Origin of the sequence: Streptomyces sp. NBC_00286, from assembly GCF_036173125.1 — a bacterium.
Lineage (GTDB): Bacteria > Actinomycetota > Actinomycetes > Streptomycetales > Streptomycetaceae > Streptomyces.
On record NZ_CP108054.1, the window covers coordinates 9,373,307 to 9,394,984 of the forward strand.

The following is a 21,678-nucleotide window of genomic DNA, read 5'->3' on the forward strand; positions in this document are numbered from 1 at the left end:
CAGGCAGCACTCGTCCTGGTTGACGGTCGCCGACCTGCCCAGACTCGGTGGCGCAGGGCAGAACCGCACCGACGGACGAGAGGAGTTCGCCATGGCCAGGACCGCTGACGACGACAGCGTCGACGTGGTCGGGATGTGGGTGACCGCGGACGGTCACATACGCCAGGAGCTGCTGCCCGACGGCCGCTACGACGAAGCCCGCGGCGACCGGCGCAGCGCGTACACCGGCCGGTACACGGTGACCGGCAGCCACTTGGACTACGTCGACGACACCGGGTTCACCGCGACGGGCGACATCCGCGACGGCGTGCTCTACCACGAGCACCTCGTCCTCCACCGGCAGGAGAAGCAGGCATGACGAACGAAGACGCAGGCATGACGAACACGGCCAAGGTGGTACTGGTCACCGGCGCGAGCAGCGGCATCGGTGAGGCGACTGCCCTGCGGCTGGCCGCCGACGGCCACCGACTCTTCCTGGGCGCGCGGCGCACCGATCGTCTGGAAGGGCTGGTCTCGAAGATCGCCGCCGAGGGCGGCAGTGCGGCGTACGAGCCGCTGGATGTCACGGACGCCGCCGATGTACGCGCCTTCGTGGCCGCTGCCCGGGAACGCTGGGGCCGGGTGGACGTGATGGTCAACAACGCCGGGGTGATGCCGCTCTCGCCGCTCGCGGCACTGAAGATCGACGAGTGGGACCGGATGATCGACGTGAACATCCGTGGCGTCCTCCACGGCATCGCCGCCGCCCTCCCCGTGATGCGGGAACAGGGCGGCGGCCAGTTCGTGAACGTCGCGTCGGTCGGCGCGTACGAGGTGGTGCCCACCGCCGCGGTGTACTGCGCCACCAAGTTCGCCGTACGCGCCATCTCCGAGGGGCTGCGCCAGGAGTCGCCCGGTGACATCCGGGTCAGCGTCGTCTCCCCGGGCGTAACCGAGTCCGAACTCGCCGACTCCATCTCCGACCCGCGGGCCCGTGACGACATGAAGGCCTACCGCGCGGTGGCCATCCCCGCCTCCGCGATCGCGGACGCCATCGCCTTCGCCATCAGCCGGCCCCCCGAGGTCGACGTGAACGAGATCGTGGTGCGGCCTGCGGCGAGTGTGCACTAGGTCCGGAGGGGGGCAGGTCCGGGCCGTCCGCCGGTGTGGACGCGGCGGTAGCTGATCGACGGCGAACTCGGTCGTCAGGGCCGTCAGGCAGGTGGCCAGCTGCGCAGGGCCATGTCGGCCACCTGCTGGAGGTCGTCGCGGGTGGCGCCGCTGGCGGCCTGGACGGCGATGCCGTTGGCCACGGTCATGAGGTAGCGGGCGAGCAGCTCGGGAGCGGTGCCGGCGGGCAGGTCGCCTTCGTCGACGGCTTGCTTGAACCGGTCGCGGAGGAGGGAGGTGTGCTCGTTGCGCCAGGCGATGAGGGCGTCGCGGGCACTGCTCCCCGGGTCGCCGGCGGCGAGGGATCCTTCTGCCGTGCCGGACCATCCAGCCCGTTCTCGACTTCTACACCGCCCTCGGAATCGAGGTGACCTTCCAGCAGACGAGCCCCAATCCGTACGCGGTCGTCGAGCGTGGCGACATCGAGCTGCAGTTCTTCGGCTTGAAGCAGCACGAGCCGACCGAGTCGTACAGCACGTGCTACGTACTGACGGATGACGTCGACGGGTTGCACGAGTCCTTCCGGGCCGGACTCAAGGCGGCGTACGGGAAGATCCCGACCCGAGGACTGCCGCGCATCGGGGCGCTGAAGGACATGTCGTACGGCATGCGGCAGTTCCTCATGACCGATCCGGGCGGCAACTGCATCCGGATCGGGCAGCCGACGAGTGAGGACCAGCACCACCGGCCCGCACCCAAGGAGACCTTCGCGCGGGCCCTGCACCACGCGTCACTCCTCGCGGACTCGAAGGAGGATCCGGCGGCCGCCGCGAAGGTCATCGACCGGGTGCTGCGTCTCGAGGATGAGCGCCCCACGCCCGCGCAACTGCTGCGCCTACTCGTACTGCGTGCGGATGTCGCCGGGCGCCTGGGTGACGTGGATACTGCGGCATCCGCACTCGCCGAGGCCGCCGCAGTCGCGGCCCAACTCGGCGCGCAGGAGCGGGAGTCGGTCCAGGACGACCTCGAGCGCCTCGCGGAGCTGCAGGCCTAGGAATCGCCGGCATGAGGTACGCCGCTGCCCAACTGGTCGGACAGGCAGGCCAGGTACAAAGCCATGGTCGTCCGGTGATCACGCAGCGGACGGCCGGTGATCTGCTCGATCTTGTTCATCCGGTAGACGACGGTGTTGCGGTGGATGTGCAGGGCCGCGGAGGCCCGTACGAGGTTGAAGCCGCTCTCGCACCAGGCGGTGATCGTGTCGCGGAGTACCGGCCAGTCCGGCTGGGTGCGCAGGTCCGCGGCGGTGAGTGCCAGCAGGCGGTTGCGGGCGGGCTGGCCCACCGCCGCCAGGACCTGGTGGACGCGGAGGTCGGTGATCAGGTGGACGGGGGAGCCTCCCGTCACCCGGGCGCCGAGGCGGAGCGCGTCGCAGGCGTCCTGGTAGGAGTCGTGCAGGTCGCCGACCGAGGAGGCGGGTTCGCCGATCCCGGCGCGGGCGGCGAGGCCGTCCTGGGCGGCGATGACGTCGGTGACCCGGCGGCAGTCGCCGGCCAGCGACGTCAGCGGACGGCGGGCCGGCAGCCGGTGCAGTACGCCGATCCAGCCGGGCGCCGTGGTGGCGACGATGTCCTGGGGGTCGGCGAAGACCTCGCGCACCGTGCGGAGCAGTTCCGAGCGGATCAGCGCCATGTCCCGGGTCGGCGCCCCCTGGCGGCGGGCGCCCGCGTCGGGCACGGTCACCTCGAACGCCACCGCCACCCGCCGAAGCCGCAGGTCGAAACCCAGCTCGGCGGCCCGGAACAGCAGGAACTCGCCTTCCACGACATGAGGGTCGTACGAGGCGATGTCGGCGAGCAGTTTCTCGGCCGCCCGCTCGGCGAGCAGCCGGGAGCGCAGCATCACCGACTCCCGCAGGAGAATCTCCGTCTGGCGCTTCACCAGGAGTCCGAAGCGGCGCACCTGGGCTGGCGTACCCGTGATCCCGACCGTGCCCACCGCCTGCCCGTCAGTGACCAGCGGCAGGGTGACTCCGGGGCGTACTCCCCGCAGTTGGAGCGCCTGCGAGGTGTTGTGCGTGGCGGGCTCCTTCGTACGGATCACCTCGACGGACGCCTCGTGAAAGGTGCCGACCCGGCTGCTGTCGCCGCTGCCGATGACCGTGCCCTCCGCATCGGTGATCAGCACGTTGAAGCCGATGACCGCGGAGGTGTCCCCGGCGATCTCCTGCGCGAGTGACGGGCTCAGCATCAAGGCTCCTCCCGCCGCGGGGCCGCTGCCCGGATTGGACGCACCGTACAGTGCATCGAGCGATTTCAGCCATAAGTTCGGACGAAGTGACCGGTGACGTACCGCGAGCCGGTCCATAGCGTTTGGGCCCTGTCACATCCCCCGCCGGGGCACAGCGAGGTGAACGGCGGACCCCTTCAGTGCCAGATGGGAAGGCCATGCCGATGACCCGTGTGCGCTCACTTGTCGCCGCTTTGTCCGCGACACTCCTGCTTTCGGCCACCGCCGCCTGCGGCTCGGACAGCGACGACGAACCGACCAACGTGTCCGCGAAGGCCGCCGGGCTCGGCACCCTCGCCCCGGGCGTGCTCAAGGTGGCCGTCCAGCCGTACGCCCCGTACACCAGTGTCCAGGGCGACAAGATCGTCGGGCTGGACGGCGACATCCTCAGCTACGCGGCGGACAAGCTGGGCTTGAAGGTCGAGCCCGAGGTGACGGACTTCGCCGGCATGCTCGCCGGAGTGCAGTCCCGCCGGGTGGACATCACCATCGGCGGCGTCGCCTGGTCCGAGGAGCGGCAGAAGCAGGGGCTGTTCACCGATCCGCCGTACTACTCACCCCCGGCGATGGCCGTCAGGAACGGCAAGACGTACAAGACCGTCGACGACCTGAAGGGCCTGGAACTGGGCACGGTCGAGGGCTATGTCTGGGTCAAGTCGATCCAGGCCGTGCCCGACGCCAAGCTGCACGCCTACCCCGACGCCAACGGCGTCTTCGACGACCTCGGCGCCGGCCGCGTCGACGTCGGCTTCCTCGACCCGCTGATCATCATCGCGGCGCAGAAGGAACGGCCGGAACTGAAGATCGAGACCCAGTACATGACGCCGCCGACCGCCGAGCAGGTGAAGGCGAAGCCCGCGTACGAGTACTTCCAGCCGTACCAGACCGGCTTCTACCTCCCCAAGAAGGCCACCAAGCTGGAGAAGGCGATCTCGGAGCAGATCGACGCCATGTACGAGAACGGCGAGATGGCCAAGCTCGTCAAGAAGTACGGCGGTGACCCGGAGCAGTTCCTCACACCCGACGCCGCTGTCGCCCCGGCGCGCAAAGGCGTGGACCGGCCCGCCGACTGGACGCCCCCGTCCCTCGCGAAGTGAGGGGCTGACATGTCCGGTCTCTTCCAAGTCCCTTGGTCCGACTACCAATCCGACCTCGTCGACGCACTCTGGCGCACCATCTCCTACACCGTCGTGAGCTTCGTCGGCGCCGTACTGCTCGGCCTGGCCGTGGCCCTGCTCAGGCTGAGCAAGATGTGGGCCGCGCGCGCCGTCGCCGCCGTCTACACCGAGGTCTTCAAGAACATCCCGCTCCTGGCCATCATCTTCCTGGCCTACTTCGGCCTGGCCTCCGCCGGACTCAAGCTGGACGTGTTCACGGCCGGCTGCGTCAGCCTCATCGTCTTCTACGCCGCCTACCTGTCCGAGATCTTCCGCTCCGCGATCAGCGGGGTGCACGCCGGACAGACGGAGGCGGGGGAGGCGCTGGGACTGGGCAAGGCAGGCATCTTCGGCCAGGTGATCCTGCCGCAGGCCGTCCGGCAGGCACTGCCCGGCACCAACACCTTCCTCGTCGACCTGCTGAAGTCCACATCACTGCTGGTCACCATCTCCGCCGCCGAGCTGATGTCGGAGGGGCGGCTGATCACCTCGTCCACCTTCCGGGCACTGGAGGTGTACCTGGTCATCTCCGCCATCTACTTCGCCCTCTGCTACCCGCTCTCCCAACTCCTCCTGCTGCTGGAGCGGAAGGTCCGCGCAGGCGTCCCCCTGTCCCCATGGCGAAGGCGCCGGGTGCGGGCCGCCCGCGCCCTGCTCGCGGCCGACCTCCCAGCCGCCACCGACCGCAAGGCCGACCGGAAGGAGGCGACGGTATGACCGAGCCCGTCACCACAGCGAAGACCGTCGCACCGGCCGCCACCACCGAGGCCGTCGTACGGATCCAGGGCCTCAGCAAGTCCTTCGACGGCCGTCTCGTCCTCGACAACGTGAACCTGGAGGTCGACCGCGGCCGGATCGTCAGCGTCATCGGGCAGAGCGGCGGCGGCAAGACGACCCTGATGCGCTGCGTCAACCTGCTGGAACGGCCGGACGGCGGCACGGTCGAGGTCGCCGGTGAAGTGGTGCACGACGGCGGCAGGATGGTCTGCCGCGACCTGCCCCGGCTGCGTCGTACGGTCGGCATGGTCTTCCAGCGGTTCAACCTGTTCCCGCATCTCACCGCCGTCGAGAACGTCGTCCTGGCCCAGCGCAAGGCGGGCGTCCCCGAACAGGAGGCATTGGAGCGGGCCGTCGCGCTCCTGCGCCGGGTCGGGGTGGCCCACCGCGGCCTCGCCCAGCCCGAGCAGCTCTCCGGCGGTGAGCAGCAGCGCGTCGCCATCGCACGGGCCCTCGCCCTCAAGCCCGAGGTACTGCTCTTCGACGAGCCCACCTCCTCCCTGGACCCCGAGGCCACCAGGGAGGTACTGAGCGTGATGCGGGAACTCGCCGCGGACGGAATGACGATGCTGCTGGTCACCCATGAACTGCCGTTCGCCCGCGAGGTGGCCGACCATGTCGTCTTCGTCGACGGCGGCCGCATCGTGGAGGAGGGCAGGCCCGAGGACGTCATCGACCACCCCGCCCAAGCTCGGACCCGCGAGTTCCTCGCCTCGTACGGACCCACGTCATGACCGGTGCATCCCCTGTGTCCGGTGCGGCGGGGCCACTCGGCGACAGTCCCGTCGTGGTCGTCGGGGGCGGCGTCGTGGGACTGTGCACGGCGTACTACCTGGCCGCGGCCGGTCTTCCGGTGGAGGTCGTCGAGCGGCGCGGACTGGGCTCCGGGGCCTCCCGGGGCAACGCGGGATGGGTCTGCCTCAGCCACTCCACGCCCGTCCCGGCGCCCGGCGTGGTGCGCTACGCCTTCCGCTCGCTGGGTCAGCCCGACTCGCCGCTCTATCTGCGGCCCCTGCCGGATCCGGCATTCGTACGGTGGCTGTGGCGGTTCTGGCGCAGCAGCACACCGGCCGCCTTCCGGCGCGGTTACGCGGCGATCGCCGAGCTGAACCGCGACACCTTCGACCTCTTCGACGGCCTGCGCGAGAACGGCGTCGCCACGACGCTGACCCGGCCCGGCATGGTGCACGCCTTCCTGTCGCCGGCCGAGGCCCGCCACCATCTCGCGATCCAGCGGCAGATGGCGGACGGCCGCTACCCCATGCCCGACGACGTCACCACCGGCCCCGAGGCACATCTGCTGGACGAGGCACTGTCGCCCGGGGTGCGCGCGGCCTACCTCGTCGAGGGGGAGGGCGTGGTCGATCCGGAGGCATTCGCACAAGGGCTGGGGGAGGCTCTGGCCGACGCGGGGGTGAAGGTCCACGAGAACGCGGAGGCCACCGGATTCCGGTCTACTGCCGGCCGCATCGCCGCGCTGCGCACCACCCAGGGCGAGATTCCCTGCGCGGCCGTCGTCGTCGCGGCCGGTATGCGCTCCCCGCACCTGCTGCGCTCTCTGGGACAACCGCTGCCCCTCCAAGCGGGCAAGGGCTACAGCTTCTCGGTGGAGCTGGACCGGGCGCCCCGGCACACGCTGTACTTCGGCGAGCGCAGGGCCGTCGCCTCACCGATCGGCGGCACCACGCGGATCGGCGGCACGATGGAGCTGAGCGGCAACAACAACCGGCTCGACTGGCGCCGTATCGTCGCCGTCGCCCTCGCCAGCCGGCACTACCTGGGCCGCTGGTTCGACGATCCGGACGACCTGGTCGGCCTGATCCGCGACCCCTGGGTCGGCGGGCGGCCGTTCCTCCCCGACGGGCTCCCGGTGATCGACCGCGTCCCCGGCCACCGCAACGCCTTCGCGGCCACCGGCCACGGCATGCTCGGCGTCACGCTCGGCCCCGCCACCGGGCGCCGGCTCGCCGAGTACATCCGTACCGGCCGACGGCCAGAGGCCCTCGCACCCTTCCGCTTCGACCGGCTGACCCGCTGAGCCGTATCGAACCTCGGGGCGTGGTCGAGGACGTCACCCTCCCCCATGAAGACGACGTCCTCGACCGCTCCCCCGGGTGCCGGAACATGGCCTGTGGCCCGCGCACAAAGGATGCCGTCGGCCGACCGCCGGGCGCCTGAGTCGAGGGGTACTCAAGTCACCCTGTATCAGGGATGAGTAGCCCGACTCTTCTTGTACGTGATGACTTACGAACGGGACGCGAAGACCCTGGAACTGCCCTGGCCGTTCACCGGACGCGAAGCCGAACTGGACCTGATCCGCAGGTCACTGACCGCCGGAAGGCGCGGCATCGTGGTGACGGGCCGCGCGGGCTGCGGCAAGACCCGGCTCGTCACCGAGGCCGTACGCGACTCCGGTTGCACGAAGGTGACCGGGACGCCCGGGACCCGGCAGCTGCCCTTCGCCGCGTTCGCGCACCTGCTGCCGGAGACGGTCTCCCTGCACCGTGCGGTCCAACTCCTCGCAAACATCCGCCTGTTGATCGTCGACGACGCGCATCTGCTGGACGACGCCTCGGCCGCGCTGGTCCACCAGTTGGCCGTGCACGGCCGTACCCGCCTGATCGTCGTCGTGACGGACGGCGAACCGGTCCCCGACGCGATCTCCCGCCTGTGGACCGGAGAACTGCTGCCACGCCTCGCCCTGGAACCGCTGCCACGGGAGGACCTGGCCCAGCTCGTGACAGCGGGCGCCGGCGGTACCGCGGAGCCGCTCACCGTGAACCGGCTGCACCGGCTGTGCCAGGGAGACCTGCGCCTGCTGCGCGCCTTGCTCGACGCGCTGCGCGAGCGCGGATCGCTGACGCGGGGTTCCGACGCGTGGTCCTGGCGGGGCCCGGTACCGGTGACCGCGCCCCTCCGCGAACGGACTGCGGGGGCTCTCGCAGGGCTCAGCCCGGACGAACGGGCTGTCCTCGAAGAGCTCGCTTTCAGCGAACCACTGCCCCTCGATGCCGGCGAGCTGGACCTGCGGGTCCTCGAACTCCTGGAAGCGCAAGGGTTGGTGGCCATCGACGACCACTCCTCCGTCCGCCTCGCTCACCCTCTGCACGGCCCGGTGCTCCGCTCGGAGGCCGGACAACTGCGGGCCAGGCGGCTGTCCCGTACACCGTCCCGGTGCGGCCCGGCCCTCGAAGCGGAGGGTGCCACTCTGGCGCGACGGATCGAGCAGGCAGACGTACGGGACGTGCCGACGCCGATCGGTGACTGGCTGGCTGGGGAGGGCGCGGGCCCGGACAGCGCGGTCCCCGCCGGGTACGCGGTGGTGCGTGCACGGTACGCACGGCTGCGCGGAGAGCTGCGCGAGGCGGTGGCGTGGGCGCGGGAGGGTATGCGGGCGGTCCCGGGCGACCTGGGCTGCCGTGCCGAACTGGCTGTGGCAGAGGCGCGGGAGGGTATGCGGGAGGTTCCGGACGTCGTGGGCTGTCGTGTCGAACTTGCCGTGGCTCAGGCGCAGTTGGGCAACGCGTCGGCGGGCGCGCGCGAGATGCTGGCGGCGGGTCCGGCGTCCGGCCGGGCGGACACGTGGCTGAGGGCCGCCCGAGGTGACATCGCCGGAGCACTGGAGTCGATCACGGGGGACGACGCCTACGCTCTGAACAGCGGCGCCGTCACCCTCGCCCTGCCGCAGGACGTCCATGCCGAGGCCAGCCGCGTCGGCGGCCAGGTCGCCTACGCTCTGCACGACGCGGTGCGCCTTGGCGAACCCGCCCTGGTCGCGGACCGGTTGGCCCAGCTTCCCGGGGAACCCGCGGCTCTCCTCTCCCTGCACGCGGACGCTCTCGCCCGTGGTGACGGCCCGGCCCTGGACCGAGCCGCCGAACGCCTTGAGCAGCGCGGCTTCCTGCTGTTCGCCGCCGAAGCACACGCGCACGCCGCGTCGGCGCACGATGACCCGCGGGCCGCCCGCATGTCCCGTACGCGGGCCGTCACTCTGGCCCGGCGCTGTCAGGGTGCCCGCACGCCAGCCCTCTCGGGCCTGGTCCTGGGCGAACTCACGGCCCGCCAGCGGCAGATCGTCACCCTCGCCGCGGCCGGTCTGAGCAACCGTGAGATAGCGGAGCAACTGACTCTGTCGGTCCGCACCGTCGGTAATCACCTCCACAGCGCGTATACCCGACTCGGCGGTACCGATCGCGGCTCTCTGCCGCGGCTCGTGGACGACGCGGATGGAGCGCCATTGCCGGACGCATGGTCGGCGTGATGCGGCACGTTTTGCGCGGCGGGGGAGGACGACTGACCTGGCGGTTCGGTCCGGCGCCCACGGGGGGTGGTGGGTTCAGTCCGTGGGCGACTGCGGCCCGTCGTTGGCGGTTCCTTTCCCCAGCCCCGCCCCTTCCCGAAACTGGGGCTGCGCCCCAGACCCCCTGCCTCCGGCGGGGTGGCTGGTGGCGCCTACCGCGGGTGGGTGGGTTCATAGGGTGTGTGGGGTGCCTAGCGGGGTGGGGGTGACACGTTGTGTCGCGGCTGCGGGTGCGTTGTGGCTTGTCGCGCAGTTCCCCGCGCCCCTAAAGGCAAAAGCCTGCGACTGCCCGCACCCCGACGAGCAAGCGACCCGAAAAAGCCCTCGCCCCGGAAGGCGCCCGCACCCGGGCAGCCTGTGCCGGGAAGGCGCCCGCACCCGGGCAGCCTGTGCCGGGAAGGCGCCCGCACCCGGGCAGCCTGTGCCGGGAAGGCGCCCGCACCCGGGCAGCCTGTGCCGGGAAGGCGCCCGCACCCGGGCAGCCCGTGCCGGGAAGGCGCCCGCACCCGGGCAGCCCGTGCCGGGAAGGCGCCCGCACCCGGGCAGCCCGTGCCGGGAAGGCGCCCGCACCCGGGCAGCCCGTGCCGGGAAGGCGCCCGCACCCGGGCAGCCCGTGCCGGGAAGGCGCCCGCACCCGGGCAGCCCGTGCCGGGAAGGCGCCCGCACCCGGGCAGCCCGTGCCCGGAAGGCGCCCGCACCCGGGCAGCCCGTGCCCGGAAGGCGCCCGCACCCGGGCAGCCCGTGCCGGGAAGGCGCCCGCACCCGGGCAGCCCGTGCCGGGAAGGCGCCCGCACCCGAGCAGCCCGTGCCCGGAAGGAGCCCGCGCCCCGGGCAAGCCCGCGGTCCGGACAGCCCGCCCGGAGGGAGCCCGCACCCCCATGGCCCCGCAGCCGCCCACGGCGGCAAGGGGACGGGGCGGGGGTGTGCGCCCGCAGCGGCCGGCGCGCCAACACCGGCACCCCCTACCAGCCGACAGCAACGCGCGCCGGTCCGAGGACGGACACCCCCGACGCGGCCCCGCACCCACCACCCACCCAAGCGGCGCGAGGCTGTGACATATGCGGCTCCGCCGCGCGGGCGCGAGCAACCACAACGAACCCGCACCCGGCAACCGAACCCAACCCCTACGAACCCACCCGCCCAACCGCCGGAGGCAACCGCCTACGCCGCCCCAAACGCCGTAAACGACCACCCCGTAACCTGATGCACCGCATCACCCGGCAGCCCCGCTCGCGCATCCCGCAGGGCCTCGGCCAAGGACAGGCCGGAGCTCAGGCCCTTGTGCAGCGCGAGCATCAACGGCACCACCGTGGCGTCGTTGACAGGAACACCGCTCGCCACGACACCCGCAGTGCCCAGCGGCAACAGGGCCGAGACCAGGCCGAGCACCTCATCGGCGCCGACCGACGCGAGTCGGCCCGTGTCGCAGCTGGACAAGATGATGCGATACGGGCTGCGACGCAGGCGCTCGAAGTCGTGCACGATCAGCGGCCCGTCGGCCATCCGCAGGGACGAGAAGAGCGGACTGTCCGCACGAAACGTACCGTGCGCGGCGATATGCGCCAGCACGGCGCCGTCCAGCGAGTCCAGTACGCGCGGCACCCGCGCCTCATCACCTTCCAGCACGGTCGTATCGCCGTAGCGGCCGGCGAGTTCGGGCACCTCCGCGCCACCGGTCGCCAGGCCAGGCCCCCGGACCAGCACATGCCCCCCGTCCGGCGGCGGCTCCGTCTCAACAGCCCGCAGCCAACTGCTCGCCGACGGCGAGACGCTCACCACCCGCTCGCGAAGCGAAGGCAACAGCGCCCACGGCACACGATGCAGCCTGGCCGGCGGCACCACCACAAGCGGCCCCGGGCCCAGCTGGGACACGGCCGCGGCCAACAACAGCTCCTCCAGCCGCCGCCCCGCAGCCTCCAGCACCGGCAGCCGACCCTCCGCCCCAGGATGGGCAAGCCGCCGCAGCCCGGCCTGCACATGCTCGGCCTCGGCCAACGCGTCCGCGAGCGACCCGCCCTCAAACCGCCGTACGCGGCCCTCACCGCAGAGCAGCACCTGAACCCGGCCGCCCAGCTCGGCGATCTCCACCAACTGCCCGCCGCCCAGCCGCTCCAGCAGCCGACCCGGTTCGAACCGATGCCCATCGTCCGGCACCTCACCACGCATCCGCAGCGTCCGCGACCGTATCTCCCGCTCCAGCCGCCGCTGTTCCCGCTCCAGCGCCGGCACCGGACGCCCGTCGACGCGGGCCTCCTCCGCCCGCGCGGCGATCTCCCGGAACGCGGTGAGATTCCGCAACAGGGCCGGATCGGCGGGCGGCCGCGTGGGCGGAGCCGACAGCGCCGTGGCCCGCCAGCGCTCGCTCCACACCAGCAGCCGCCGCGGCCCGCCCGAGACCAGGCTGGCCCGCTGAGCCATCGCGGCCAGCTCCGCGCCCTGCGCGGTCGCCCGGGCGCGCAACTCGGAGGCACCGAGCGTCATCCGGTGATCGTCGAGCACATCGAGCCCGCGTCGGCAGGCCTCCAGTACGCCCCGGCTGGAACTGGCGGCCTCGGCCCGCAACGCCTGCGCGGCCCACCCCGTCATCCGTGCCAACGGCGGCCCGCTCCGCCGACTGCGCGCGGCCACCCCCAGATGCCGCTCGGCCTCCGCCCGCCGACCCAGCCGCAACGCGATCCGCCCCGCAAGCAGCGACGCCTCGGGCGCGGCCGGCGAGCCGCATTCCTCCAACCGCCCGGCCACGGCCGCCGCATCGGCCACCATCCGCCCCGAGGCGCGCCCGGTCGCCAACCGCGCCTCGATCAGCACCAGTTGGGCATGCGTCTCCCACCAGTCGCGACGCTGCCCCGCGAAGAGCCGTACGGCATCGCCCGCCCGCGCGATAGCGGTGTCCGGATCGCCCGCGAGCCGAGCGGCACGTGCCGCGACCAGCAGCAGCTCAGCCTTACGGGTCGTCTGCCCGCCGATACGGTCGAGCACCTGGACCGCTGCGTCAGCCTCCGCCAGCGCCTCGGGCGCGAGCCCGGCCGCCATCAGCACCTCACAGCGCCGGATGTGGAACACGAACTGCGGCGTGCCGAGCTTCGCGTACCGCTCCTCGGCCTCGTCGAACAGCCGCAGCGCCGCCGGAATGTCACCCGACCGGAAGGCCGCCAGCGCCCGGCTCTCCACGACATCGGCCTTGTCGTGCTCCTGGCCGGTGGTGTCCCACAGCCGCTCCGCCGCCGTGAAGTCGGCCTCCGCCCGCTCCACCGCGCCCAGCGCCAGATGCACCGTGGCACGCAGCGTCAGGGCGCGCGCCGTCCAGATCACATCGCCGGCCTGCCGCAGCACGGGCGTCGCCCGGCGCACATCGTCCAGCGCCTCCCGATGGTGCCCCAGCACCCACCACACGTACGCCCGCCGGTACAGGACACGGGCGCGGGTGTGCCCCGTGCCCCGCTCGACTCCCCGCTCGAGCGCGGCAAGACCCTGCCGCGTACGACCGTCGTGAACCAGCGCCACCCCCAGCGTGCCGAGGACATCCGCCTCCCGCTCGGCCGACCCCGACCGCGCCGCGAGATCGCGAGCCCGCCGCAGATACCGCAGCGCGACCCGCAGATCACCGAAGTCCCGCTGCCACATACCGATCACGTGATGGGCGACAGCGGCGTGCAACGGCGAGGGATCGCCGTCGAGCACCGCCTCCGCTCTCGCCAGCGCCTCGCCAGGGCGGGCGAACACCATCGGGAGCAGCTCGAAAATCGGGTCGCTTCCACCTGTCACTCAAAGGATGCTAGGGCCGCGGGCAGTGCCGTAGACAGGCCCAACGCCCGAATCGACCACCACCGCTGCCGAATCAGCCATCAGCGCCGGTGTATCAATCAGCCATCACCCGGCTCTGATTGACGACGCGTTGACCAACGGGGAGGGGACACGCCATGGCACCACAGCGATTCCAGGAGCAGTTCGACCAGGTCCGGCGCGCGATGCCGGACGTCCCCCTGGCGATGGGGCCGGACGACTCCGCCGAGTTCTTCTACGAGCAGGGGGTCGTCCTGGCCCGTGACGGCGAGGACGCACGGATCGTCGAGGACACCCTGCGGGCTCGGTCCGCCGACATCCCGGGCCTGACCGCGGACACCGTCCGCAGGGCAGGACCGGAGACGAACCGGTCGGGCATCACCCGTATCCAGGTGGGCGACCCGGCACCAGGCATCCGATCGGGATCGGGGGACCGCGCCGTCGCGGGGGCGTTGCGGGCCATGCGCGAGGCGGAGGGCCGGGCCGGGCGCCGCCTGGTGAGCCGTAACCACGTGGTGACGATCGCGGTCAACGCCTGCCCCGGCGACGAACCCGTGCCCGCCCAGCCCACCGTCACCGCCAACCCCGCGCCGGCGGAAGTCGCGTACGTCCCGGAGACCGCCGTCGGCGTCCTGGTGATCGACACCGGACTCATGCACGACTACCGGTCGTACCCCCTGCTCGCGCACACCCAGGGCGACGGCGCGCTCGCCGAGACCGACGAGCAGGGTTTCCTCAAGCAGTACGTCGGCCACGGCACGTTCATCGCGGGCCTCGTCGCGGCGGTCGCGCCGAACACCGACATCACGGTACGGGGGACCCTCGGCGACGTCGGCGCCATCCTGGAGTCCGAGTTCGGCGACAAGCTCTTCGAGGCCGTCGACCAGGACGGCTGGCCCGACCTCATCAGCCTCTCCGCCGGCACGTCGAACGGCAGCACCGACGGCCTGCTCGGCCTGGAGCGCTTCATGGAGGAACTGCGCGACCAGCCCCGTACGCTGCTGATCGCGGCGGCCGGCAACAACGCAAGCGCCACCCCCTTCTGGCCCGCCGCCTACTCAGACGTCCCCGGCTACGAGGACGTGGTGCTGTCGGTCGGAGCGCTGCGCGGCGACGGCGAGTTCGGCGCCTGCTTCAGCAACCACGGCCCCTGGGTGAAGATCTACGCGCCGGGGGAGCGGCTGACCAGTTCGCTCACCGGCTTCGACGTCCCCGTCCCGTACCTGTACCAGCACTCGACGTACGACGCTTGCCGGCACGGTTTCGCGTACGTCTGCACCTGCCAACACCCCCAGCACATCGGCGTGTTGAGCGAGGAGCAGCAGCCCACGCCCGCCAAGCCGGAGCAGGTGATGTTCGAGGGGCTCGCGCAGTGGAGCGGAACCTCGTTCGCGACCCCGGTGACGGCGGCGATGATCGCCGCCCATATGATGGCGCACAAGGAGAGCGACCCCCGGGCCGCCTGTAGGCAACTGCTGTCGGTGAACCGCGACCACGCGGAGGTACGGGGCGCAATGGTGCCCGCACTGCTCCCGCCGACCTGGACCCCCGTCCCGGTCGCCACGCCCTCCGCGATGGCATGACCTCCTGCTCGGGCACGGTGCTCTTGTCCCGGATCACGGTCGGAATCCCTCACTCCGCGGCGTACGATGACTTGCCGTACACGAGGGGTGAGGCCGTGGATCGTGATGCTGTCGGTGCGCTCGTCCAGTCCGCCGCCGACGGGGACGCGGCGGCCTGGAAAGCGCTGGTGGACGGGTTGAGCCCGCTGGTGTGGTCCGTCGTACGCGCCCACCGGCTCTCCGACGCCGACGGTCACGAGGTGTACCAGACCGCCTGGTTCCGCTTCGCCCAGCACCTCGGGCGGATCCGCGAACCGCACAAGGCCGGCTCCTGGCTCGCGAGCACCGCGCGGCACGAGTGCCTGAAGGTCATCAAGAGCAGCCGGCGGCTGACTCCCACGGACGATGCCCGCGTGCTCGACCGGATCAGTGAGGACCGTACGCCCGAACAGTCGCTGATCGAGTCCGAGGAGGCCGCCGCGGAGGCGGAACGTATTCGCCGGATGTGGCAGGAGTTCGAGGAACTGGGCGACCGCTGCCGGGAGTTGCTCCGCGTCCTGATGGCCTCCCCGCCGCCCAGTTACCAGGAGGTGGCCGCCGCGCTGGGCATCGCCGTGGGCAGCATCGGACCCCTGCGCCAGCGCTGCCTGGGCCGCCTGCGCGCGCGTCTCGTCGCCCGGGGGGTGCTGTGAACGACAACGATGGCAACGACACCTTCGACAGCTTCGATGGGGCCGCTGCTGAGGACGACGCGCTGGAGGAGGCGCTGCGCCAGGCCGCCGCCATCCTGGACCCGGTGCCCGCCGACCTGCGGCACATCGCCGTCGAGGCCTACGCCCTGCACGCGCTGCGCGATATGGACGCCCATCTCGCCGAGTTGACGTTCGACTCGGTCGTCGACGCCGCCCCGGTCCGGGGCGAGGACGTGCCCAGGATGCTGACCTTCAGCACGTCCGCCCTCACCGTCGACGTAGAGGTGACCGCCCAGGGGATGACGGGCCAGCTGCTGCCGCCGCAGGCGGCCCGTATCGAGATCCTGGGTGCCGCGCAGCCGGCGACGGCCGCCACGGTGACGGCCGACGCGATGGGCCGCTTCCTCTGTGAAGGGCTTCTCACTGGTCCGTTCGCCCTGAGGCTGCGGACCGACGAGGAAGTCGTGGTGACGGAGTGGCTGCGCGTCTAACACCCACCGGCTGACACCCACCGTCTGAAACCCGCGACGTGCCCAGGTCCTGAGGCTGATGCCGGTGCCGGTGCCGGTGCCGGATCCCGTCAGGCGAACCAGCCCTGCTGCGAACCGGCCTGCGAACCCGACTGCGAACCAGACCCCGAACCGGCCTGCGAACCCGACTGCGAACCAGCCCCCTGGCCGGACTGTGAACTAGGTGGCTGAGGAGGGGAGTTGGGAGCCGGAACCGGCGCCGGAGCAGTGGGGGAGCGGGCCGGCCGTCCGGCGGGCGACGGTTCCGCCTCGGCGATCCAGCCGAGTTCGCTCTGGAGCCGGCGGGCCTCGCTGCGGACCTGGAGCGGAATGTCGCCGCGTTCGGAGATCAGTTGGTCGTAGATCGGTGCGTCGGGCACGAGCGGTGCTCTCCTCAGGTCAGGTACATCCACCTCGACCTTAAGGCCGCCCGTTCTTCGCGTCGGACGTGCCCCCGGCTCGGACAGAACCCGAACCCGCGCGACCATGGACGGACATCGACGCGAACAGATGCAGACACAGGCGGACGGAGGCTCCTCATGCCGGTCATGGACGAGGCCGAGGCGCGGCGGAGATTCGCCGAGGCCCGAGTGGCGCGACTGGCGACCTCGGACGCGGAGGGGCACCCGCACTTGGTCCCGCTCGTGTTCGCCGTGCGCGGCGACGAGATCGTCACCGCCATCGACTGGAAGCCGAAGCGACCGGGGCGCATGAAGCGCCTGGACAACATCGCCGTCCACCCGGAGGTCTGCCTGCTGGTGGACGCGTACGACGAGGACTGGGACCGGCTGTGGTGGGTACGGGTGGACGGCACCGCCCACGTCGTACAGCCGGACGCGTCGGAACAGGACGCGCGGGACGAGTACGCCGCCGCGATCGAACTGCTGCGGCAGAAATACGCCCAGTATCGTCAACGGCCCCCAGGCGGACCGGTGGTCGTCATCTCCGTACGACGCCGGCACGGCTGGCGCGCCCACTCCGAAGAGGAAACCGGCCGATGACATGGCACGGGAGCGTGCTTGGAGCCACATCCTGCGGGTACTGGGACGGTCCAGCGGCGGCTGGGGAGGTCGCCGCCCGTTCATCGGAGGACAGTGATGGCTCAGAAGGTCCGCGAGATCATGACGAGTGCCCCCGTCGCGGTGGGCACGCGTACCGCGGTGAGCGAGGTCGCGCACCGGATGCGTGACGAGGACATCGGCGCCGTGCTGGTCGCCGAAGGGGACGAACTGCGCGGCCTGGTCACCGACCGCGACCTCGTGGTGCGCGTCCTCGCCGAGGACAAGAACCCCGCCGACACGACCGTACAGTCCGCATGCAGCCCGGAACTCGTCACCGTCACCCCTGACGACGAGGTGGGCCGCGCCGTCCAGTTGATGCGCGAACACTCCCTGCGCCGGCTTCCCGTCGTCGAGGGCAAGACGCCCGTGGGCATCGTCGCTCTGGGCGACCTCGCCATCGAGCGCGACCCGGAGTCCGCGCTGGGCGACATCAGCGCGGCCACTCCCAACGAGTGAGGCGACACCGTCTCCGGGCGGTGGCGCTGCGGTAGAACCGGGGCATGCGTCCACGACCCGGAGAGGTCCTGCACTTCTCGGAAGACCCGACGATCACCGAGTTCCGTCCGCACGTCGCCGCCACCGCCCAGCAGCCGGAGGCCTATGTATGGGCCGTCGACCACGGCCGGGCGCCGGACTACTGGTTCCCCCGGCAGTGTCCGCGGGCCATGGCCTGGACCGAGCCGGGCACCTCGGCGTCCGACCGGGAACGCATCCTCGGCCCGGGCGGCGGCGAGCGCGTGCACGCCATCGAGTACGGCTGGGTGGAACAGTTCCTGAACGTCCGGCTGTTCGCCTACCGGTTCTCCGCCGACGCCTTCCGGCCGTTCGGCGAACCGGTACCGCACGCCGTCGTGGCGAGCGAACCCGTCCAACCGCTCGGCCCGCCCGAGCCGGTCGGCGACCTGCTCGGGCTCCACCGGGACGCCGGAATCCAGCTGCGCGTACTCGACAACCTCTGGGCGTTCTGGGACGCCGTGACCACCAGCACGCTGGGGTTCAGCGGCATCCGCCTGCGCAACGCGACGGCCAGGGACGTACGTAATCCCCTGCATCCGCCTGCGTAACGCGATGGCCAGAGACGTACGTGACTAATCCATCCGTACGCGAGTGATCCGCGACCTGCGTCGCGCGCGCTGTCAGCCCTTCGCCTTCGCGTACTCCTGCGCCATGCCACCGGCGAAGTCGTACGCGATCACGGCTTCGTCGCCCACGACCCAGGCGTCATGCCCGGGCGGGACCACGAAGACGTCGCCGGGACCGACCTCGCTCTCGGCGCCGTCGTCCATGCGGACGCGGAGCCGTCCCTGGACGACATAGCCGTTGTGATGGACCTGGCAACTCTCGGTCCCCGCGATCGGAGCCACGGACTCGGACCAGCGCCAGCCGGGCTCGAAGGTCGCCACCGCGAAGTCCAGCCCGGTGAGGTGGACGGCTTCGAGGTGGCCCCTGGGGAAATCGCGTCGCTCGTCCGGCTTTTCGACCGTCTTGACCTCGATCATCGTGCTTCCCTCCGCTGTGGCCATGGCCAGCAATCTCGCAGGCCCTCCACTCCATCGTCTGCCTGTCAACCGGGGACCGCCATTTGAGGGAAATGCCAGGTCAGTCCTCGGTGACGTTCGCGGTGAGCAGGCGGAGCAACTGCTTGGCCATGGCGTCCTGTTCGCGGGTCAGGCCCATGGCGTCGCCGATGGCCACCGGCACGGTACGGGCCCGTTCCCGAAGGCGCGCGCCGGTCTCGGTGAGACGAATGGCGACGGAACGCTCGTCCTCCGCGCGGCGCTCGCGGCGGACCAGGTCGTGCGCCTCCAGGCGCTTGAGGAGCGGGGAGAGGGTGCTGGATTCCAGCTGGAGCGCGGTGCCCAGGTCGCGTACGGACACCGAATCCTGTTCCCAGAGCACGAGCATCACGAGGTACTGCGGGTAGGTGAGCCCGAGCTCGTCCAGCAGGGGCCGATAGCGCGCCGTGACCGCCCGCGAGGCCGCGTAGAGGGCGAAGCAGAGCTGGTCGTCGAGGAGCAGGGAGCCCTCCTGCCTCGGTTCTGCCCCGGTTGCGGTCATGGTCTCGCTGCCTTCCTCTGGTCCTGTGCCCCTGCATGAGGCTTCTGTGCCCTGCACGAGGACGTCCACCTTATCTTTCACGTCCTCTCGATTGTATCGACCACTAATAAGTTGCGCACGACTAAATGGCGCGCTACTGTCGCACCGTGCCGCCGCTCCCCAGCGCAGACCGCCCCGGAGTGTGTCCGCGGCATCCGATCCGAGGAGACCGCCATGACCGAGAACGCCACCCCCCGCCCGGTCCTCGAGCCCGCCGCACTGTCCTTCGCGGAGGCGACCGCGAACCCGCCGTACCTGTTCGACCTAGGACCGGCCGACGGCCGCAAGCTTGTCGACGAGGTGCAGTCGGCCGAGGCCGTCATGCCCGCCGTCGATGAGGAGTGGGTCGTCGTGCCGGGCGGCCCCACCGGCCAGGTCCGGACGCGCATCGTGCGGCCCGCGGGAGCGGAGGGCGTTCTCCCGGTGATCGTGTACATCCACGGCGCCGGCTGGGTCTTCGGCAACGCCCACACCCACGACCGCCTGGTACGCGAACTCGCCGTCGGTACCGGCGCCGCGGTGGTCTTCCCCGAGTACGACCTGTCGCCCGAGGCCCGCTACCCCGTCGCCATCGAGCAGAACTACACCGTCGCCCGCTGGATCGTCACCGACGGCGCCGGCCACAACCTCGACGCCACCCGCATCGCGGTCGCCGGCGACTCGGTGGGCGGCAACATGAGCGCCGCACTGACCCTGATGGCCAAGGAACGCGGCGACGTGCCCCTCGTCCAGCAGGTCCTCTTCTACCCGGTCACCGACGCCGCATTCGACACCGGCTCCTACCACCAGTTCGCCGAGGGCTACTTCCTGCGCCGCGACGCCATGCAGTGGTTCTGGGACCAGTACACGACGGACGAGGTCCAGCGCGCCGAGATCACCGCATCGCCGCTGCGCGCCAGCACCGAGCAACTCACCGGTCTGCCCCCGGCGTTGGTCATCACCGCCGAGGCCGACGTGCTGCGCGACGAGGGCGAGGCCTACGCCAACAAGCTCCGCAAGGCCGGCGTCCCGGTCACCGCCGTCCGCTACCAGGGCATCATCCACGACTTCGTGATGCTCAACGCCCTCCGCGAGACCCACGCGGCGGAAGCCGCCATCGCCCAGGCGGTCAGCACGCTGCGTACGGCCTTCGGGACTTCCTGACGCCACACCACTCGGGCCTCGAGAGCGGGGCCCGAAGTGTGCCGCGGGGGGTGAAGGTGTTTGGATGAAGCCATGAGCAACAACGTGTACTTCGACATCACCATCAACGACCAGCCCGCCGGGCGGATCGTCTTCAAGCTGTACGACGACGTGGTCCCCAAGACCGCGCGCAACTTCCGTGAGCTGGCCACAGGCGAGCACGGCTTCGGCTACGAGGGCTCCGTCTTCCACCGGGTCATCCCCGACTTCATGCTCCAGGGCGGTGACTTCACCCGCGGCGACGGCACCGGCGGCAAGAGCATCTACGGCGAGAAGTTCGCCGACGAGAACTTCCAGCTGAAGCACACCAAGCCGGGACTGCTGTCCATGGCCAACGCCGGGCCGAACTCCAACGGCTCGCAGTTCTTCATCACGACGATCATCACGGACTGGCTGGACGGCAAGCATGTCGTCTTCGGCGAGGTCGTCGAGGGCATGGACGTCGTCAAGGCCGTCGAGGCCCAGGGCTCCCGCTCCGGCGCGACCAGGGTGCCGATCAAGATCGCGAAGTCCGGCATCGTCGCGTAACTGCTAAAGCGCCGCGGTGACCTCCGCCGACTCGACTTCGAGGGTCGGCGGGGGCGGGGTGTTGTGCTCCAACTGCCGGACGGCACAAGGGACTTGACGCCGTAGGCGGGTGCGCGGCAGCGCCTGCCCTCCCGTAGCGTGGCGCCGTATCCACGCGCGCTGTATCCACGCGCGCTGTATCCACGACTACGGAGACACGATGGCCCCCTCCCGCCGCTCCCCGCTCATACTCGCCGGTCTCCTCGCCACCGCCGGCGTGACGCATTTCGTCGCACCGAAGCCGTACGACGCGACCATCCCGCGCATGCTGCCGGGCTCCCCCCGGACGTGGACCTACGCCAGCGGCGCCGCCGAACTCGCTCTGGCGGCCGGGCTCGCGCATCCCCGCACACGGCAGGCCGCGGCCCGCGCCACGGCGGCGTTCTTCGTCGGGGTGTTCCCGGCCAATGTGCAGATGGCGCTCGACTGGCGGCACCGCTCCACCGCCGTCAAGACCGCGGCATTCGGCCGCCTGCCCCTCCAGATCCCCCTCGTGCTGTGGGCCCGGGGCGTCGCACGCGCCTCCGGAAACGGATAACCCGGCCGCCGTTGCGCGGCGCGAGGACTCGCCCACCGCTGCCGCTACCGCTGTGGGCAGTCGTTCCGCAGGGCG

22 protein-coding genes and 1 pseudogene are annotated in these 21,678 nt (G+C 71.3%); 17 read left to right on the top strand and 6 right to left on the bottom strand.

Annotated features, from left to right (window positions below):
* Nucleotides 1–91: 91 nt before the first annotated feature.
* Nucleotides 92–358, top strand: a complete 267-nt coding sequence (locus OHT21_RS42300) for an Atu4866 domain-containing protein (RefSeq protein WP_328773543.1) — start codon at nt 92–94, stop codon at nt 356–358.
* A gap of 17 nt (nt 359–375) precedes the next feature.
* Nucleotides 376–1,110 (top strand): SDR family oxidoreductase, encoded by a 735-nt coding sequence (locus tag OHT21_RS42305; protein ID WP_328774434.1) that lies wholly within the window; start codon nt 376–378, stop codon nt 1,108–1,110.
* An 83-nt stretch (nt 1,111–1,193) separates the two neighbouring features.
* On the opposite strand, the pseudogene OHT21_RS42310 reads toward OHT21_RS42305, so the two are convergent.
* A pseudogene (locus OHT21_RS42310) lies at nt 1,194–1,460 on the bottom strand (TetR/AcrR family transcriptional regulator); the annotation flags it as partial.
* Between the two features lie 56 nt (nt 1,461–1,516).
* Here OHT21_RS42310 and OHT21_RS42315 point away from each other — a divergent pair.
* Nucleotides 1,517–2,143 (top strand): bleomycin resistance protein, encoded by a 627-nt coding sequence (locus tag OHT21_RS42315; RefSeq protein WP_443050572.1) that lies wholly within the window; start codon nt 1,517–1,519, stop codon nt 2,141–2,143.
* Here OHT21_RS42315 and OHT21_RS42320 read toward each other — a convergent pair.
* Nucleotides 2,140–3,339, bottom strand: coding sequence for a CdaR family transcriptional regulator (locus OHT21_RS42320; RefSeq protein WP_328773544.1), 1,200 nt, complete (start codon nt 3,337–3,339; stop codon nt 2,140–2,142). The two genes, OHT21_RS42315 and OHT21_RS42320, sit on opposite strands and share 4 nt — an antisense overlap.
* A 197-nt stretch (nt 3,340–3,536) precedes the next feature.
* Between OHT21_RS42320 and OHT21_RS42325 the strand changes: the two genes are divergently transcribed.
* From OHT21_RS42325 to OHT21_RS42345, 5 genes are all read left to right on the top strand, one after another.
* Nucleotides 3,537–4,475, top strand: coding sequence for a substrate-binding periplasmic protein (locus OHT21_RS42325; protein WP_328773545.1), 939 nt, complete (start codon nt 3,537–3,539; stop codon nt 4,473–4,475).
* A gap of 9 nt (nt 4,476–4,484) precedes the next feature.
* The gene (locus OHT21_RS42330) at nt 4,485–5,252 is read left to right on the top strand and encodes an amino acid ABC transporter permease (RefSeq protein WP_328773546.1); all 768 of its coding nucleotides are present in this window, start codon (nt 4,485–4,487) and stop codon (nt 5,250–5,252) included.
* A complete protein-coding gene (locus OHT21_RS42335) occupies nt 5,249–6,046 on the top strand; it encodes an amino acid ABC transporter ATP-binding protein (protein WP_328773547.1) in 798 nt (265 codons plus the stop codon). Before OHT21_RS42330 ends, OHT21_RS42335 begins: the two co-directional genes overlap by 4 nt.
* On the top strand, nt 6,043–7,350 hold the full coding sequence (locus tag OHT21_RS42340) for an NAD(P)/FAD-dependent oxidoreductase (protein ID WP_328773548.1): 1,308 nt from the start codon (nt 6,043–6,045) through the stop codon (nt 7,348–7,350). Before OHT21_RS42335 ends, OHT21_RS42340 begins: the two co-directional genes overlap by 4 nt.
* 201 nt (nt 7,351–7,551) lie before the next feature.
* Nucleotides 7,552–9,573, top strand: a complete 2,022-nt coding sequence (locus tag OHT21_RS42345; protein WP_328773549.1) for a helix-turn-helix transcriptional regulator — start codon at nt 7,552–7,554, stop codon at nt 9,571–9,573.
* 1,200 nt (nt 9,574–10,773) lie between these two features.
* Here OHT21_RS42345 and OHT21_RS42350 read toward each other — a convergent pair.
* Nucleotides 10,774–13,377 (bottom strand): CHAT domain-containing protein, encoded by a 2,604-nt coding sequence (locus tag OHT21_RS42350; protein ID WP_328773550.1) that lies wholly within the window; start codon nt 13,375–13,377, stop codon nt 10,774–10,776.
* Between the two features lie 155 nt (nt 13,378–13,532).
* Here OHT21_RS42350 and OHT21_RS42355 point away from each other — a divergent pair, with 155 nt between their 5' ends.
* The 3 genes from OHT21_RS42355 to OHT21_RS42365 all read left to right on the top strand — a co-directional run bounded on the left by OHT21_RS42355 (nt 13,533) and on the right by OHT21_RS42365 (nt 16,140).
* The gene (locus OHT21_RS42355) at nt 13,533–14,978 is read left to right on the top strand and encodes a S8/S53 family peptidase (RefSeq protein ID WP_328773551.1); all 1,446 of its coding nucleotides are present in this window, start codon (nt 13,533–13,535) and stop codon (nt 14,976–14,978) included.
* 95 nt (nt 14,979–15,073) lie between these two features.
* Nucleotides 15,074–15,649: an RNA polymerase sigma factor gene (locus OHT21_RS42360; RefSeq protein ID WP_328773552.1), complete on the top strand. Its 576-nt coding sequence runs from the start codon at nt 15,074–15,076 to the stop codon at nt 15,647–15,649.
* Entirely contained in the window at nt 15,646–16,140 is a 495-nt protein-coding gene (locus OHT21_RS42365; RefSeq protein ID WP_328773553.1) for a hypothetical protein, read from the top strand. Before OHT21_RS42360 ends, OHT21_RS42365 begins: the two co-directional genes overlap by 4 nt.
* 89 nt (nt 16,141–16,229) lie before the next feature.
* Here the strand turns inward: OHT21_RS42365 and OHT21_RS42370 are convergent, their stop codons facing one another.
* A complete protein-coding gene (locus OHT21_RS42370) occupies nt 16,230–16,538 on the bottom strand; it encodes a hypothetical protein (protein WP_328773554.1) in 309 nt (102 codons plus the stop codon).
* Between the two features lie 159 nt (nt 16,539–16,697).
* On the opposite strand from OHT21_RS42370, the gene OHT21_RS42375 reads away from it, so the two are divergent.
* The 3 genes from OHT21_RS42375 (at nt 16,698) to OHT21_RS42385 (ending at nt 18,283) form a co-directional block, all read left to right on the top strand.
* Nucleotides 16,698–17,159 carry a TIGR03668 family PPOX class F420-dependent oxidoreductase gene (locus tag OHT21_RS42375; protein ID WP_328773555.1) on the top strand — a complete coding sequence of 154 codons (462 nt, stop codon included), beginning with the start codon at nt 16,698–16,700 and terminating at the stop codon, nt 17,157–17,159.
* A 96-nt stretch (nt 17,160–17,255) separates the two neighbouring features.
* Entirely contained in the window at nt 17,256–17,675 is a 420-nt protein-coding gene (locus OHT21_RS42380) for a CBS domain-containing protein (RefSeq protein ID WP_328773556.1), read from the top strand.
* 44 nt (nt 17,676–17,719) lie between these two features.
* On the top strand, nt 17,720–18,283 hold the full coding sequence (locus tag OHT21_RS42385) for a DUF6886 family protein (RefSeq protein ID WP_328773557.1): 564 nt from the start codon (nt 17,720–17,722) through the stop codon (nt 18,281–18,283).
* A 72-nt stretch (nt 18,284–18,355) separates the two neighbouring features.
* On the opposite strand, the gene OHT21_RS42390 is transcribed toward OHT21_RS42385, so the two are convergent.
* Both OHT21_RS42390 and OHT21_RS42395 read right to left on the bottom strand, forming a co-directional pair.
* Nucleotides 18,356–18,718, bottom strand: a complete 363-nt coding sequence (locus OHT21_RS42390) for a cupin domain-containing protein (protein WP_328774436.1) — start codon at nt 18,716–18,718, stop codon at nt 18,356–18,358.
* Nucleotides 18,719–18,818: 100 nt separating this feature from the next.
* The gene (locus OHT21_RS42395; protein WP_328773558.1) at nt 18,819–19,277 is read right to left on the bottom strand and encodes a MarR family winged helix-turn-helix transcriptional regulator; all 459 of its coding nucleotides are present in this window, start codon (nt 19,275–19,277) and stop codon (nt 18,819–18,821) included.
* Between the two features lie 213 nt (nt 19,278–19,490).
* Here OHT21_RS42395 and OHT21_RS42400 point away from each other — a divergent pair, with 213 nt between their 5' ends.
* From OHT21_RS42400 to OHT21_RS42410, 3 genes are all read left to right on the top strand, one after another.
* Nucleotides 19,491–20,459 (top strand): alpha/beta hydrolase, encoded by a 969-nt coding sequence (locus tag OHT21_RS42400; protein ID WP_328773559.1) that lies wholly within the window; start codon nt 19,491–19,493, stop codon nt 20,457–20,459.
* A 72-nt stretch (nt 20,460–20,531) separates the two neighbouring features.
* Entirely contained in the window at nt 20,532–21,026 is a 495-nt protein-coding gene (locus OHT21_RS42405) for a peptidylprolyl isomerase (RefSeq protein ID WP_328773560.1), read from the top strand.
* Between the two features lie 199 nt (nt 21,027–21,225).
* Complete coding sequence (locus OHT21_RS42410) at nt 21,226–21,603, top strand: DoxX family protein (RefSeq protein ID WP_328773561.1); 378 nt, start codon at nt 21,226–21,228, stop codon at nt 21,601–21,603.
* Nucleotides 21,604–21,678: the final 75 nt, after the last annotated feature.

Bases quoted from the DNA above. Each gene is read 5' to 3' on its own strand.
- OHT21_RS42330 (WP_328773546.1), top strand. From the start codon at position 4,485: ATGTCCGGTCTCTTCCAAGTCCCTTGGTCCGACTACCAATCCGACCTC.
- OHT21_RS42325 (WP_328773545.1), top strand. From the start codon at position 3,537: ATGCCGATGACCCGTGTGCGCTCACTTGTCGCCGCTTTGTCCGCGACA.
- OHT21_RS42385 (WP_328773557.1), top strand. From the start codon at position 17,720: ATGCGTCCACGACCCGGAGAGGTCCTGCACTTCTCGGAAGACCCGACG.
- OHT21_RS42410 (WP_328773561.1), top strand. From the start codon at position 21,226: ATGGCCCCCTCCCGCCGCTCCCCGCTCATACTCGCCGGTCTCCTCGCC.
- OHT21_RS42320 (WP_328773544.1), bottom strand. From the start codon at position 3,339: ATGCTGAGCCCGTCACTCGCGCAGGAGATCGCCGGGGACACCTCCGCG.
- OHT21_RS42405 (WP_328773560.1), top strand. From the start codon at position 20,532: ATGAGCAACAACGTGTACTTCGACATCACCATCAACGACCAGCCCGCC.
- OHT21_RS42390 (WP_328774436.1), bottom strand. From the start codon at position 18,718: ATGATCGAGGTCAAGACGGTCGAAAAGCCGGACGAGCGACGCGATTTC.
- OHT21_RS42380 (WP_328773556.1), top strand. From the start codon at position 17,256: ATGGCTCAGAAGGTCCGCGAGATCATGACGAGTGCCCCCGTCGCGGTG.
- OHT21_RS42300 (WP_328773543.1), top strand. From the start codon at position 92: ATGGCCAGGACCGCTGACGACGACAGCGTCGACGTGGTCGGGATGTGG.
- OHT21_RS42335 (WP_328773547.1), top strand. From the start codon at position 5,249: ATGACCGAGCCCGTCACCACAGCGAAGACCGTCGCACCGGCCGCCACC.
- OHT21_RS42355 (WP_328773551.1), top strand. From the start codon at position 13,533: ATGGCACCACAGCGATTCCAGGAGCAGTTCGACCAGGTCCGGCGCGCG.
- OHT21_RS42340 (WP_328773548.1), top strand. From the start codon at position 6,043: ATGACCGGTGCATCCCCTGTGTCCGGTGCGGCGGGGCCACTCGGCGAC.
- OHT21_RS42305 (WP_328774434.1), top strand. From the start codon at position 376: ATGACGAACACGGCCAAGGTGGTACTGGTCACCGGCGCGAGCAGCGGC.
- OHT21_RS42395 (WP_328773558.1), bottom strand. From the start codon at position 19,277: ATGACCGCAACCGGGGCAGAACCGAGGCAGGAGGGCTCCCTGCTCCTC.
- OHT21_RS42400 (WP_328773559.1), top strand. From the start codon at position 19,491: ATGACCGAGAACGCCACCCCCCGCCCGGTCCTCGAGCCCGCCGCACTG.
- OHT21_RS42345 (WP_328773549.1), top strand. From the start codon at position 7,552: ATGACTTACGAACGGGACGCGAAGACCCTGGAACTGCCCTGGCCGTTC.
- OHT21_RS42375 (WP_328773555.1), top strand. From the start codon at position 16,698: ATGCCGGTCATGGACGAGGCCGAGGCGCGGCGGAGATTCGCCGAGGCC.